Origin of the sequence: Nostoc sp. (assembly GCF_036916655.1) — a bacterium.
In the GTDB taxonomy this organism is placed as follows: Bacteria; Cyanobacteriota; Cyanobacteriia; order Cyanobacteriales; family Nostocaceae; genus Nostoc.
In genome coordinates this window covers 17,820-32,255 of record NZ_JBALFY010000055.1, presented here as the reverse complement: position 1 = coordinate 32,255, position 14,436 = coordinate 17,820, and the positions used below count along the sequence as shown (strand labels likewise).

Annotated in this window: 13 protein-coding genes and 1 CRISPR repeat array; of the genes, 10 read left to right on the top strand and 3 right to left on the bottom strand. The window is 37.8% G+C overall.

Annotated features, from left to right (window positions below; genetic code table 11):
* Nucleotides 1-94 precede the first annotated feature (94 nt).
* Nucleotides 95-640: a hypothetical protein gene (locus V7L31_RS13650; RefSeq protein ID WP_334696719.1), complete on the top strand. Its 546-nt coding sequence runs from the start codon at nucleotides 95-97 to the stop codon at nucleotides 638-640.
* A gap of 57 nt (nucleotides 641-697) precedes the next feature.
* Here V7L31_RS13650 and V7L31_RS13645 read toward each other — a convergent pair whose 3' ends face one another.
* The 3 genes from V7L31_RS13645 to V7L31_RS13635 form a co-directional block, all read right to left on the bottom strand.
* Nucleotides 698-832: a hypothetical protein gene (locus V7L31_RS13645; RefSeq protein ID WP_334696718.1), complete on the bottom strand. Its 135-nt coding sequence runs from the start codon at nucleotides 830-832 to the stop codon at nucleotides 698-700.
* 46 nt (nucleotides 833-878) lie between these two features.
* Nucleotides 879-1,502: direct repeats of the CRISPR family, unit length 37 nt; unit sequence GTTTCCATTAACCAAATCCCCTCACGGGGACTGAAAC.
* Between the two features lie 154 nt (nucleotides 1,503-1,656).
* The gene (locus V7L31_RS13640) at nucleotides 1,657-2,235 is read right to left on the bottom strand and encodes an HD domain-containing protein (protein WP_334696717.1); all 579 of its coding nucleotides are present in this window, start codon (nucleotides 2,233-2,235) and stop codon (nucleotides 1,657-1,659) included.
* Between the two features lie 7 nt (nucleotides 2,236-2,242).
* Complete coding sequence (locus tag V7L31_RS13635; protein ID WP_334696721.1) at nucleotides 2,243-3,613, bottom strand: TIGR03985 family CRISPR-associated protein; 1,371 nt, start codon at nucleotides 3,611-3,613, stop codon at nucleotides 2,243-2,245.
* A gap of 102 nt (nucleotides 3,614-3,715) precedes the next feature.
* Here V7L31_RS13635 and V7L31_RS13630 point away from each other — a divergent pair, with 102 nt between their 5' ends.
* The 9 genes from V7L31_RS13630 (at nucleotide 3,716) to V7L31_RS13590 (ending at nucleotide 14,392) form a co-directional block, all read left to right on the top strand.
* Entirely contained in the window at nucleotides 3,716-4,021 is a 306-nt protein-coding gene (locus tag V7L31_RS13630; protein WP_334696716.1) for a CRISPR-associated protein Csx3, read from the top strand.
* 44 nt (nucleotides 4,022-4,065) lie between these two features.
* Nucleotides 4,066-4,992: a CRISPR-associated protein Csx3 gene (locus tag V7L31_RS13625; RefSeq protein ID WP_334696715.1), complete on the top strand. Its 927-nt coding sequence runs from the start codon at nucleotides 4,066-4,068 to the stop codon at nucleotides 4,990-4,992.
* A 73-nt stretch (nucleotides 4,993-5,065) separates the two neighbouring features.
* Nucleotides 5,066-6,328 (top strand): Card1-like endonuclease domain-containing protein, encoded by a 1,263-nt coding sequence (locus tag V7L31_RS13620; RefSeq protein ID WP_334696714.1) that lies wholly within the window; start codon nucleotides 5,066-5,068, stop codon nucleotides 6,326-6,328.
* Nucleotides 6,325-7,938, top strand: coding sequence for a Cas10/Cmr2 second palm domain-containing protein (locus V7L31_RS13615; RefSeq protein WP_334696713.1), 1,614 nt, complete (start codon nucleotides 6,325-6,327; stop codon nucleotides 7,936-7,938). Before V7L31_RS13620 ends, V7L31_RS13615 begins: the two co-directional genes overlap by 4 nt.
* Nucleotides 7,939-8,607 carry an RAMP superfamily CRISPR-associated protein gene (locus V7L31_RS13610; RefSeq protein ID WP_334696712.1) on the top strand — a complete coding sequence of 223 codons (669 nt, stop codon included), beginning with the start codon at nucleotides 7,939-7,941 and terminating at the stop codon, nucleotides 8,605-8,607.
* A complete protein-coding gene (locus tag V7L31_RS13605) occupies nucleotides 8,604-10,217 on the top strand; it encodes an RAMP superfamily CRISPR-associated protein (protein WP_334696711.1) in 1,614 nt (537 codons plus the stop codon). Before V7L31_RS13610 ends, V7L31_RS13605 begins: the two co-directional genes overlap by 4 nt.
* Nucleotides 10,207-11,628 (top strand): RAMP superfamily CRISPR-associated protein, encoded by a 1,422-nt coding sequence (locus V7L31_RS13600; RefSeq protein ID WP_334696710.1) that lies wholly within the window; start codon nucleotides 10,207-10,209, stop codon nucleotides 11,626-11,628. Before V7L31_RS13605 ends, V7L31_RS13600 begins: the two co-directional genes overlap by 11 nt.
* Nucleotides 11,625-12,188, top strand: a complete 564-nt coding sequence (csx19, locus tag V7L31_RS13595) for a type III-D CRISPR-associated protein Csx19 (protein ID WP_334696709.1) — start codon at nucleotides 11,625-11,627, stop codon at nucleotides 12,186-12,188. The genes V7L31_RS13600 and csx19 overlap by 4 nt, the downstream gene beginning before the upstream one ends.
* Nucleotides 12,185-14,392: a TIGR03986 family type III CRISPR-associated RAMP protein gene (locus V7L31_RS13590; protein ID WP_334696708.1), complete on the top strand. Its 2,208-nt coding sequence runs from the start codon at nucleotides 12,185-12,187 to the stop codon at nucleotides 14,390-14,392. The genes csx19 and V7L31_RS13590 overlap by 4 nt, the downstream gene beginning before the upstream one ends.
* The last annotated feature ends 44 nt before the right edge of the window (nucleotides 14,393-14,436 follow it).

The window sequence follows — 14,436 nt, the reverse complement described above, 5'->3', positions numbered from 1 at the left end:
TTTACACAACGTTGTAAAAACCTTTGTTAAGAGAACGTTGTTGTTGTTGTTTTATGTATTTATTTAGGTGGATATAACAATTTGATCACAAATTTTGCCTACGAGTGAACGGCAAGTTAGACCGATAGCAAAACTGGAACCTCAACAGCAATGGGAAGTATGGCAGACGGCAGTGGAAGAAGCCGGAGGTAAAGTACCATCTGCTAGAGTTGTAGGCGATGTAGTACAACGGATCATGGAACGCACGAAAGTACCCAACACTTATCAAATTGGCGAAGTATGCCAAATTCTTGTTAAGGAGAATCCAGAACTCAGGGGTAAGGGTGGGTGCTGGGGTATCGTTAACCATGTGGGCGAATTCAGTTGCACGGTCAAAACCTGGGATGGCGAGTACGCCGTTGGGTTACAACACCTGAAATCATACGATTACCTGGCTGGGGAATGTGAGCAGATGCAGCAGATTAGCGATCGCATCAGTCGGGTGTATTCCGATTCTCTGGAGGAGACAGTCAAAAGCCTGTTGCAGTTGTTAGGGAAGGTGAATCGACCTTATTTAACGACTGTCGAAGAGAAATTGTTGAGTTTGATTGAGCGAGAATACGGGCTTATAGATCAATCTCCACAAATTCATAGACAATAATAGATACACATCTTATGATTATGGAATCAATTTGATATTTGGCAAATCGAAGCGGGGTCAAAAACCCTGGGGATCTGCCAAAATCGCCAGAACCTTGACAAGTAAATAGTTCCACAGTTTCAGTGCTAAGGGAAGTTGAGAATTAGTAGCAATAATAGCGGCTGAAATCGACCTATTTTTGAGGTCTGCCAAAATGCTTCCCAGGAAGCCTGCTCTGTAACAGTTTCAGCACCGAGCCGTTTCCATTAACCAAATCCCCTCACGGGGACTGAAACCTCTAACAAAAGATACATTTTTAAGAACCTATAAAAAAGGTTTCCATTAACCAAATCCCCTCACGGGGACTGAAACATAATTGAATATGTAACATTAGGTTCTACTAAGAATGTTTCCATTAACCAAATCCCCTCACGGGGACTGAAACGACTATCCCACTCCCCATGCCAATAAGCTGCGTGAAGTTTCCATTAACCAAATCCCCTCACGGGGACTGAAACATACCCAACATAATCTACCAGACATAAGTTTATCTTAGTTTCCATTAACCAAATCCCCTCACGGGGACTGAAACCTAAAAAAATGCGAGGTAGCGCTAGGATTGTAGGTTTCCATTAACCAAATCCCCTCACGGGGACTGAAACTTACCAGTTTGAATAAGTCTATGAATAGCGGAACGATTGTTTCCATTAACCAAATCCCCTCACGGGGACTGAAACAGTTTTTCCACCAAGCTAGAATATGAGAATTCATCTGGTTTCCATTAACCAAATCCCCTCACGGGGACTGAAACGAAAATAAAGTTTGATAGTATAAATCTAACTGAGAGTTTCCATTAACCAAATCCCCTCACGGGGACTGAAACTTAGTCTGGTCCATACCATTATGGTGATGCTTTGAGTTTCCAGAACCAATTACCCCGCAAGGGGACTGAAACAAGCCAGAAAAGGTTCAAGACATGGCTGCTGAACTCGTTTCCAGAATCAATTACCCCACAAGGGGGATTAAAAATCTAAAGATTAAGCAGGGTTTTCCTGGCACAGTTGATTAACAACTCTTTCGATTTCCTGTGTCATCCAATCAGATCCGGTCTGTTGGTAAACCTGAACTAATGATTGGTAAAACCACAAAGTTTTTTCTCGGCCGGCACTAAAATTAGTCCAGATGACATCTCCATATTGTTGGCAATCAGCTAAAAGTGATCTGGAATTATGCAGTTTGTCAGCCAAAGAAACCAAGCGTACAGAAGGTAAAGCATAGCGCAGTTTTTCTAAATATTGCAGCTTACGTTCTTGCCAGGGAGGTTTAGGAGGTGTGTCCCACTCAGTACAGCCATCGATAATAGCCAAAACTGTTTCACCAAAGAGTTGATGGATGTCGTCACGAATGGGTTTGCCGCCTTGGTCTTCGACTGCATCATGCAAAAGAGCAGCGATCGCTTCTTCTTCAGTACCGCCAGCTTCTAAAACTAAAGCCGTTACACTTAACAAATGTGAAATGTAAGGAACGCCGCTAATTTTGCGTGTTTGGTTAGTATGAAGACGAGTCGCGTAGATTAGTGCTGATTCAAATCGTTCAGTCAGTTTTAATGAATTCATAATTGCCTCAATTGTGATAAAGCATAAATTGAGTAGCGGCATCAGCAGCAAAGCTTTGTCGTAAATCCCAAGGTGTTAAAACTTCAACTTTTGGCTGCCATGCTCGTAAACGCATGACTAGATTGTTATCTCTGTGTTCGTTATCTTGATATCGGATATATGCTTGATAGTAAGCGTCTGTTTTCGAGCGATTGGCAAGGACTTTTAGTAAAGCTTGCTGTTGAGGTTGTTTAATTTCACGTTGAATCAAACGTTTTACTTGTTGGTAGCTAATTTCTTCAAAAGTGTCGTGGCGTTCAGTACCTTTAACGTAGCGATCGCAGAACTGGCGGTCAAATCGGAGTAACATTAGTTGCGAAGGCAAGTAGAAATCAAATCCCCATGCTTTAGACATTTGCAAAGCGATATCATCTGGGTTTGGTAAAGACTTCTGTTGATATTGCTGTTGTAGGTTTGAGGGCAGGTTCGGGTCTGTCCACTCCAGAGCAACCAAACTCCGAATGCGGTCAAGGCGAAAATTATACCAGTTAGTATTTTTTTGAGGGCTTTCGCCATAGGCACACAGATAAACTGCCCTCTGTACATAGTAGATACATACTGGATAAACGATACAATCAACGTTATTAGCAAGTCTGGCACTACCATAAGTGAGTTTGATGGGTGGAACTGGAGTTTTAGCCCAAAGTTGTCTTAACTCGTATTGCCAATCATCAACTGCATCTAAGGTGCTGCGAGGAATCACATAATCAAGTTTTAAGAAGAAACGTTGTACTCCATTGATTTTTTGGGAGTGAGTTTCTGCCAACTCTACCAAATCTTCATGCATGAAACTCAATTCATAAGCACCGACTTTAGTAGCACTTGCCTGATCTCTTGTAGTTACAGGGCGTGGTGGGAACTCAGACACTCGGTAGTATTTTTGATATTTGTATACAAGCCAGCCGAGTTTAGCCAGAATTTCCAAGTCACCCTGTAGTGAACGACGAGTTACGCCAAATAAGCGCCGTTGCAATAAAGTATCCAGTTCAGATTCACTCATGCCTGTATGAGCAAGGATTAATTTTCGCCACTGGCTAGCAACTATTCCTGTTTTTTCGCTGAATAACCATTGGGCTGTGGTTTTAGCACAAGGACAATGAGAGTCATGTATGGCAGGAATTTTTTCTCCTTTGGGATGTGTAGGACTAAAGAATGCGTTTCGCCAGTCTGCGTAAGAAAAAGAATCGTCTAAAACCACACGGTCTTGATTATCTCCATACAGTGATTGCAGCCACACCCACAAGCGAATTGCTCGTATCAGATTTTGCTTGAGATATCCGTGTCCTAAGCACTGTAATAGTTCTATGTCAGGAATATCTTGAAAAACTAGTTCAGACACCAGCCGAGTCTCGATAAAAATAATAATACCAAGATACAACATATTGGAAGACACTTCTTCCAAGTGCGTGTATGATGTACGCATCACATAAATCTAAAGGTAATGAGTTCTTACAAAATCGATCTAAAAGACGGAATTTTACGGATAAATTTTGGTGAACCGGCTCAAAATGACCAGATTGTGCGCGATGCCGCAGCCCGATTGGAGGAAATGGCAACATCAGGAGAACTCACGGGAGGGCCACTTCTAAAGATTAATGGGCCTATTTCTATTCCTGTAGCGTTTGTTATAGCACATAAGCTTGCTCATATATATGGTGCTGTTGCTTTTTACGATCCCAAGTTAGGTAAATATGTCATTTCTATCACACACAATCCATCGTATAAACTAGGAGACTTAATAGATTGATATTTGACTGATAGGAGAGATGGGTGTAGCTAGCAAGAAATTTTATGACAACGTATCACATCAAGCTAGAAGGCGATGTTTTGAAAGTTGGGTTTGGTAAAGATGCCAATGGCGACCAATTAGTGAGGGATGCGGCGGCGCGTTTAGATGAGATGGTGGCATTGGGTGAACTTCCTGGAGGAAAACTACTGAAGATTGATGGCCCAGCATCTGTAGCCGTTAGTTATGTAATCGCACATAAGATATCTCAGCTTTATGGTGCGATCGCTGTTTTTGACCCCAAGATTGGTAGACCAGGATATAAAACTTTCATTACGGCAGTTTCCCAAACTCCGGCATATAAAATCGGTGAGCTAATTGAAACGGACGAACCGCACAAGACTAAATCAGTTATTAAAGTTGTACTTTGTGGCCCTCCACAGTCTGGTAAGTCTTGTTTGCGCGAAGGTTTAAAGCAAGCAATTTCTCTGATTGAAGGCGCACCCTATCCTTATGTAATTACTGCTTGTCCAGATGGGGAAGGTGCTTGGTTTTCTGATGCTGCACGACGAGATCCAGATTTAGCCAGAAGACTCAAAGATGAGTATAAAGCCAAGTTCACCCCAGAGTTTGCACAAAAGGCAGCTGGTTGGGTACGGAGTGCCAATACACCCCTGAATATCATTGATGTTGGGGGAAGAATTACTGATGAAAATCGGGTGATTGTACGAGAAGCAACTCATGCGGTGATTTTAGCAGGCGATCGAGGTAAGGCAGAAGTTGCGCTATGGGAAGAGTTTTGTCGGGATTTGAATATACAGATCATTGCCAATCTTCATAGTGATTGTGAGGGTAAAGAAGATGAAATTGTTAGCCAATCTCCTTTATTAACTGGTAGCGTTCATTACCTTGTACGAGGAGAGGATGTTTCATCTCGTCCAATGGTGCAGGCTTTAGCACGTTTGTTGGTGGGGTTGTGTGGAAAGGGTTAAAAGAAGAAGCGATCGCTTATTAACTGCTTGATTACTGAGACACAAATAAATTAAAAGCATGAGGTCAATTTGCATGACTACATCCGAGTTTGATAATAACAAAGTTGACCATCTATTTTTGCTTATCGGTGAAAACCCTTTACCTAACTATGTCACAGCAAATTTATTACTGAAAAAAGGTGGTACTCCATACCTAGTACATACAACTGGGACAGAAACTCAAGCTAAACGGCTGAAAAATATCCTCGACAACAAACCAATAGGCTTACAGCCAGCACAGCTAATTTCACTTGGTAAATATGAGTCTGACGCTTATCACATTCAAGATGAAATTCGCCGTAAAATTCAAAGTTTAAAAAATGGAAAAATCGGCTTGAATTATACAGGCGGTACAAAAGCAATGGCGGTACACGCTTATAGAGCAGTATTCAGTCAATCTCACGCTGATACTGTATTTAGCTATCTTGATGCACGTAGGTTAGAGATGTGCATAGATAGGGAAGATGGAGAGCGTATTCGTATTAAAGTAACACCTGAATTGTTAGAAGTAAAACTGGTAAATCTTTTCCAGCTACATGGGTTGGAGTTAAAACAAAAACCGACACAACAGGCGCAATTACCAAAATTAGCAATAGAACTTGCAAATATTTTTAAGGAAGAAACTAAAGCAAAGCAGTGGTTTGATTGGTTCTACAAGATTTTTCGTGAGCAAGCGTATAAAAATAAATCAAATGGTGGAGGAGAGTGGAAAAGCAAAATTTCTTTACTAGAAGTATCAACACTTCTTGATAACCTACCACAAGAGATCATTTCAGCCTTCAAAGAAGAAAATTTTATTACACCTGATAATAAGCTTTCTTTGCAACAAGTTGAAAAGACGGGAGCTTTCAAAGAAATTAAACATTTTTGCAAATGGCTTGATGGTTTATGGCTAGAGCATTATGTGTTAGAACAAGTAAAAAATATTGCTGATAAGCAGATAAAAGACTACGGACTAAATTTTGAAATTCCTATTAAGGGGACTAGAGATGGGTTTGAGTTCGATGTTGCCTTTACACGGGGATATCAGCTTTTTGCAATTTCTTGTTCGACAACGAGCAAAAGAGACTTATGTAAAAGTAAGCTTTTTGAGGCATACCTTCGAGCAAGACAAATGGGAGGAGATGAAGCAAGAGTGGCTTTAATTTGTTGCTTTAACGAACCAGATACTCTCAAAGCTGAAATTTTGTCTTCTACAAATGATAAACAAATTGCTGTATTTGGACGAGAACATTTAACAAATTTATCTGAAGAAATTGCTAATTGGATTGACCAAAACGATGAGGATGCAAAATGAGAAAATTTACCATAACTGTAATAGATACATCAGGGATTCAGGGTTATATTTTCAGCAGCAATCGTCTACGAGAAAATATAGGAGCATCTCATTTAGTTTCTGAGGTAACAGGTGATTGGGTAGAAGAAACATTAGGTGTTCCAAAAAATCAGCAAAAAGAACCAATTGAAACAAGCGGACTTAATGTTGAAATAATTTATGCAGGTGGCGGCAACACATTAATAGTATTCAAGTCAAGAAAGATTGCTATAAATTTCACTAGAATATTGAGCAAGCGAGTTTTAGAAGAAGCACCTGGAATTAATCTAGTAGTTGCTCACAAAGAATTTGATTGGGATGAAGATGATCTTTATCAAGTAGTTAAAAATTTGATGGAAGGAGAAATTGAGCGCCGAAAAAATGAGCGTATTCCTTCAGCACCATTATTAGGTTTAGGCGTGACAACTAGTTGTAATTCTACTCAACTTCCCGCTACTGATAGAAGTAATAAATATATTCAATATGGTGATGATGAAGAAGTAGACAGCTACCTTACTTCTACTGAAACTAAGCAAAAATTAAAAGCTGTCAATAGAGCAAATAAAAAACTGCAAGAAATGTTCGCTGATGTAGTTGACGGCGATATTTATCAATTCCCCTACCGAACAGATCATTTAGGACGTTCTGAAAGGGAATCTAGCTATGCAGCAATTGTTCATGTTGATGGTAACAGTATGGGTAAACGTTTTCAAAAGTATGGTGAAGACGCAGAAAATAATAGAGATTATATTCAAAGGATGCGTGATTTTTCTACAAGTGTTGAAGAGGCAGGTAAAAATGCACTTAAAGCTGTTGTGCAGGTAATTACAAAGTCAATACAAGAAGGAAAAGTTGTTGGTAAACTAGGAGAATTTCAACTCAAAGCTAAATACTATCTTCCTTTCCGTCCTTTAGTTTATGGCGGTGATGATATCACGTTTATTTGTGAAGGGAGATTAGGAATAGAATTAGCAGCTTTATTTCTTCGAGAATTTGAGAAACAGCGTGTTGCAGATTGTAAAAAGTTAACAGCTTGTGCAGGTATTTGTATTGTTAAAACTCATTATCCTTTTGCAAGAGCTTATAAAATTAGTGAGGAATTATGCAAAGAAGCTAAGAATTTAGTTAAAGAAAATAAAGAATTGGAGCCAGATGGATTTTCAGCAATTGATTGGCATTTAGCAGCAAGTGGTTTATTCGGTTCAATTTCTGAAATTCGCAAACTTGAATATCAAGTGACTGTTGACAAGAAAGATACTTGGAATTTAGCAATGCGTCCTCTGCGATTGGAAAAGCATAGTAGTGAGTGGCGAACTTGGGAAGGTTTTACGCAAATTGTTAAAGAATTTAAACAAGGAGAGAATTGGAAAGAACGCCATAACAAAGTAATGGCCCTACGAGAAGTTTTACGTAAAGCGGATGAGAATGCGACTAAAGAGTTTTTATCAGCTTATAAATTATCACAACTGCCTTCTTTTCCAGAATCCAGTGGTCGAAGTGAACAATTGGCAAAAAAGGGGTGGCTCAACAACCGTTGTGGATATTTTGATGCTATTGAAGCGATGGAATTTTATCTTGAGTTGGAGGATTAAGTGACTATTTATCAACTAAAAATAAAACTTTTAAGTGATACAACCTTCGGTAGAGGCGATGGTGTAGCTGGTTTAATTGATCAAGAAGTAGAACATGATTCTAGTGGATTTCCCTATTTATGTGGACGCACCTTAAAAGGTTTGTTGAGTGAAGAATGCGATAACTTAATTGCTGTTTTACCACCTGAAATTTGTTCTGAATGGGAAAACTTTACCTGCATTCTTTTTGGTACACCAGGTAGTGTTCAGGGGACAATAGCATCGATGCACGTAGGAGATGCTTGTTTACCTGACGACTTACGAGAAGCAGTTGCTTTCCAAATTAAAAAGAAAACACTTACCAAAACAGAAGTTCTAGATTCACTTACAACAATTCGTCGTCAAACTGCAATTAATTCTGAAACTGGCATAGCCGATAAGGGAAGTTTACGCTCTTTCCGTGTGGCAATTCGTGAACTTGAATTTAAAGCCGATTTATTATTTGAAACCCAACCCAGTCAGGAAATACTGTCAGTTTTAGCAGTGGGTACATTAGCATTACGACGTATAGGAAGCGGACGTAATCGAGGTCGTGGATATGTACGATGTACTCTGCATGATGATTCCGGGGTAGAAATTACACCAAGCTATATAAGCCTATTTGGAAAAATCCAGGAGAAAAGCGCATGAAAACAATAACTTTTTCATTGCACACTCAACAACCACTACTTGCTACTTCATTCCAAGGCGATCCAAATAGTGATGTTTCCTATAATTATATTCCTGGTAGTATGATTCGGGGTGCAATAATTGGACGCTATATGCAAGAATATGATTTATCAAATTTAGATTTGAATAATGATCTAGTAAAACGTCTTTTTTTTGATAATAATACTTGCTATCTAAATGGTTATTTACTAAGTCAGAAAAAAAATCAGGAAAAGCGTACCTTACCTGTACCTCTGCCTTGGTTCAAAGACAAGGATTCACAACTGAGTGATAATTCATCTCAGATCACAGTCTACGATTTCAGTATTGATGAAGAAGAAAAGCCAGAAATACCAAAGTCTGTTGGAGAATCTTTTTGGACAGAAGAGGGTGGAGTTACATTTTATAAAGAAAAGCGGCGGATTAATATTCATAACCGACGCGATCGCAAAAAAGGGCGATCTAGTCAAGAAGAAGGGGAAATATTTTGTTACGATGCCATAGATACTGGACAGGTTTTTCAATCTGTCATCCTGTGCGATGAAGCTGACGCAGACTTTTTGAAAAATTTGCTTCAAAAATCAGCAGATATTTGGCTAGGTGGTTCTCAAAGTGCAGGTTACGGACATACGAAAATATCTGATGTGAATTGTCATGATACTTGGAATGAAATAAATATCCCCCCTACTGAACGTATTAACCGCGAATGTTTAACAATTACACTTTTGAGTGATTTAATTTTACGTGATGAGTGGGGCCAATATGCCGTTATCCCGCCATCAAAACAACATCAAACACCAGCACCGTTGACAAAGAAACTGGAAAAAGTTTTGGGAACACTTAAACCACAACGTAGCTTTGCTGGTAACAATTTAGTAGGTGGATTTAATCGTAAATGGGGACTACCTTTGCCTCAAGTTCCAGTATTAAAAGCAGGAAGCGTATTTGTCTTTGAGAAGATTTCTATAACTTCGGAGCAAATTCAACAATTAGAAAATTTAGGTATTGGTGAGCGCAGAGGTGAAGGGTTTGGCAGAGTTGCTGTGAACTGGCTAGAAAAACGATATTTTTATGCCAAAAAACCTGAATATCCAAAAATATCTAGTCAGCCTGTATTAAAACTACAAACATCACAAACTTTAGCAGCACAAATGGCAGAGAGATTATTGCATCAAAAAATGGAACACGCGTTACAAAAGCAAATTGGATCTCAAGAAATAAAAGGTGATATCAAAAGTAGCCAACTGTCTCGTTTGCAGATGGTAGCACGACAAGCATTATCAACAGGAGACTGTAGTTTACCTTTGTCTTTTTTGAATAATCTTCCTTCTAATGCTAGTAGCCAATTTGAAAGAGCTAAAATCAAAGATCAATCAATTGATAAATCCTTTAAGCAAAAGCTGGATGAATGGTTAAACAATCCTTTATCTTCAATTAAAAACCAGCAAGATTTAATAGTCAAAATTGCAGATGTAGAGCGAAGTATAACAGATGAATTTGCTAAAGAAAATAAACTAGCTGAAAAATATACATTGCGATTAATTATGGCAGTAGCTAAAAAGGCAATAAAGGAGAAAAAGAATGATTTATGAATCCCTAAGATATCGCAATCATCGTCATATTATTGAACGGATAATAATCAAGGGAAGATTAGTTTTAGATACCCCGACTTGTTTAGCAAGTGGTGATGCTGATGGTGATACTGATTTAGTAATTTTACGTGACAGTGTAGAAGATAAAGCATTACTAATGGGTTCTTCTATTGCTGGAGCATTACGCAATTATTTACGAGATTATAAATATGCTTATAACGTAGAAGAAATATCTGTATTATTTGGTGGACAACGTAGTGACGAAGAAGGAGAACAAAGTCCTTTAATTATTAATGATGCCATTAGCAACACTGTCCCTCATATAGAATTACGAGATGGAGTCAAAATTAACGGCATTACCAGAACTGCTGAAGATGGACAAAAATATGACTTGGAATTGCTGGAAGCTGGAACGCAATTTGACATTTATTTTGAATTATTAATAGAAAATAATCGAGAACAATTAATTAGAGAGTTAGTAATTGTTCTCGAAGGATTAGAAAATGGTAAAATTCCTGTTGGAATGAAAAAACAACGGGGTTTTGGTCGCTGTCATGTAGAAGAATGGCAAGTTTTTAAATTTGATTTGCGGAAATCTGATGAACGAATAGCTTGGTTAAATTTTGAGCATTGGCAACCAGGTTTCTTACCTAATCATCCAACTCATGAATCAATTGAAGAAGCTTTAGGTTTGTTTTTGGATGAAAAAGAAGATAAACGCGATCGCTTAACCATTAACGCCACATTCACCCTTGCTACTTCTCTATTAATTCGTTCTGGCCAAGCATCCAGTGATAAAGCACCGGACGTAGTACACCTCAAATCTCGACGTGATGGAGAACTTGAACCTGTGTTATCTGGTACAAGTTTAGCGGGGGTATTACGTCATCGTATAGAACGAATTGTTAATACTCTCCAGAAAAATACAATCATTATTGATGAAATATTTGGTGTTGATTTTAGCAAGGATAAAACTAAGAAACCAAAAGCAAGTCGTTTGATTGTTCATGAAAGTGTTATTAAAGAAACTAAAGATTTGGTACAAAATCGCATAGCTATTGACCGTTTTACAGGTGGTGCTTTGCATGGTGCATTATTTAATGAACAACCAATTTTTGGGAGCGATGAAACAGAGTTGAAGCTGGAATTGGAATTACGTCAACCGAAACCTCATGAAATTGGTTTGTTACTATTGTTAATTAAAGACTTGTGGACTGGAGATTTACCTGTTGGTGGTACGAGTAGTATTGGAAGGGGAAGATTACAGGGTAAAGAGGCAACAATTACTTTAGCTTCAGAAAATAAAATTTGGAATATTACCCAAGTTTCAAAAGATGAATCTTTGATTCTAGATAATTCTGAAGATTTAGAAAAGTTTGTTAATGCATTAAATGAGGAGGTCGCTACTTGAATAAACCAATACGTAAGGCTTTGGATATTCCAACTAATTTAGATATATATCAATGGTTAGAAGAGCAAGCTAAAGAATATAAATTAAGGTTTCTGTTAGCTCACGCAGAAGATGGAGTGATTTGGGGAAAATTTCAAGATGGTAAATTATTAACGGCAGATAGTGTATTTGATTTTTTGCCTGAATTACGTCTTTTTACTTTGCAACAATGTCGGGCTTTTGGTGAAAAATCGGAAGTAATGCTTTGGCAGACTGATGAGGGTTTTAAAGCTCGTTTAATTCAAGATGAAAAAGATACAGAACTTATCCCCGAAAATCAGATTCTTTGGGGAACACAAGCAGATAAAATTTGTGGCGATTTTACTTTAGTCTCCGATGGTTCACAAGGTTTACGTCATGCGGTACCTTTAACTGATATTGAATTTGATAAGAATCAGAAATTATATCGTCCTTTGCGTTTAAGTGTTCATCATTATATTGATTACGACGATTCGGGTGTAGCTCGAATTGATTTAAGCCGTTTAGTTAACTTAACTACTTTTAAGGAGATTAAAAAATGAATCCTAAGCATATTTCTAAAGTCCCAGATGATCGTAAAGCGATCGCTCCCTATAATTTTGTAGAATTACCTGAAAAAGTAGTTCAAATATCACCAGAATCTCTACCAAAAGAAAACCGCTATTGCGAAAATCGCTATACTGGCAGAATTGAATGTACTTTAACTACTGAATCACCGCTATATATTAGATGTGGATTAACAAAGGAAGAATTTAAATGTGGTGTAGAAACAAAAGATTTGCCAGACTTCTTTTACACCAATCCTTTAGAAAAATATACAAAACCTGTTATTCCTGGTAGTAGCTTGCGGGGAATGCTGCGGAATTTAGTTGAAATTGTTAGTTTCAGTAAAATTGAGCGAGTATCCGATAATCAACGTTTATTTTTTCGTGCAGTAGCAGCAAATCCTAACAAAGATTCTTCGGGAAAAGAATACAAGCAATATGTTTTTTCTAAAAATATTGAGGCTGGATATCTGAGCAAAGATAATGAAGGATGGTATATTCAGCCAGCAAAAATTTTTGAAAAAGAAACATTTGCTTGGGTTAGAGAGAAGGAAATTAGTTTAAGCAATATTAAAAAATTTAATGATAATGAATATTATCCTCAATATATTTCTATAAGCTATGAAACTGTAGATAGAGATATGAGTGATAGAGCTAAACGTTTATTTGCTTTGAACGTGGATTTAGCAAATATTTATAAAGCAAAGGGAGTATTGGTGACAAGTGGAAATATGAAGCAAGGTAGTGAGTCTTCACCACGCCGAAATCATTGTATTGTTTTTGAAAAAAACGCTAATTCTCCCAAATTGAGAATAGATGATAAAGCTATAGAACATTATCGTAATGCACTTACTGATTTTCAAAAACTACCACCATTCGATAAAAATTGGGGAATGTTGAATGAAAATTGCTCTGTTGTATTTTACTACCCTCCTCAAACTGGTAATAAAGTAGGGTTTTTCGGTCAAAGTCCTAATTTCCGCATTCCCTATTCTCCCGAAGGTAATGGACAGGCAGCTACTGTTGTAGATTTTATTCCATCAAATGTGAAGAATCAAAATAATTCTTCCATTATTGACTTAGCTGATGCAATCTTTGGTTGGGTTAAGGAAGATAAAAATTTACCTCAAAATGTGCGTCAGCGTGGAAGTAGAGTGTATATCACCGATGCTAAATATAAGTTTGATAAAAATGGCATCTGGTATAAAGGCAATCCTGATGATACACTAATTCCTCAAATTCTTAGTGAACCAAAACCAACTTGCTTTCAGCATTATCTAGTTCAGCCAGATGATACAAAAGCTGACCAATCAAAACTGAAACACTATGCCAATGAACCAAAATTAGAAACAGTCATTCGTGGGCATAAACTTTATTGGCATAAAGGAATAAACCCTGATATTGAGCATCCTGAAGGGAATAATGCTTCAGGAAATCAAATAACTAAAATTAAACCAATTAATAGAAAAGTAACGTTTGAATTTAACATTCATTTTGAAAATTTAACCAAAATTGAGCTTGGCACAATTTTGTGGATACTTGACATTGCTCAAAGTGATAAATATCGTCTCAAACTTGGTATGGATAAACCTTTAGGTATGGGTGCTGTTAAAATTGAGCCATATTTGTATTTGAGCAATCGCACTTCTCGTTACAGTAAACTTTTTGATAGTAACAAATGGGCAACTGAGGAAAACACTGCTATTAGTCAAGACTATAGAGATTTTGCGAAAGCCTTTGAAGAATATATCCTTGATAATATTAGTGTAGAAGACTATCCCCAAGAAAAGAAGAGATCAGAGCTAAATCATATTTCACATTTACCTCGGATAGAAATGTTATTAGCTATGTTGAGTTGGGAAGAAAATCCATCGTCAAAAAATATTGAGCAAACACGCTACATGGAAATAGAACGTAAAAAACTACCTCGTATTGGTAACGATCCAAATGAATACAAAGAACGTCGTGTACTACCAACTCCACTCCAAGTAATTGGATTAGATGATAACCGTAGAATGAATACTCCTTCTTCACCCTCTAATTCAGGTAGTCCTACTGATGCTCCAAAACTGAAACCTAAACTTAAAGGTAATGATGTAGGTAAACTAATACCAAAGGATAAGCAGTCTCAACAAAAGCCCAATGCTAACTCTCAAGGAGGTAATGCTGCTATAGCTAGACCACCGAAACCGAAAAAATAAGGGCGATCGCACCTATCCCTATATCCCAGAGGCGCAATTGACCA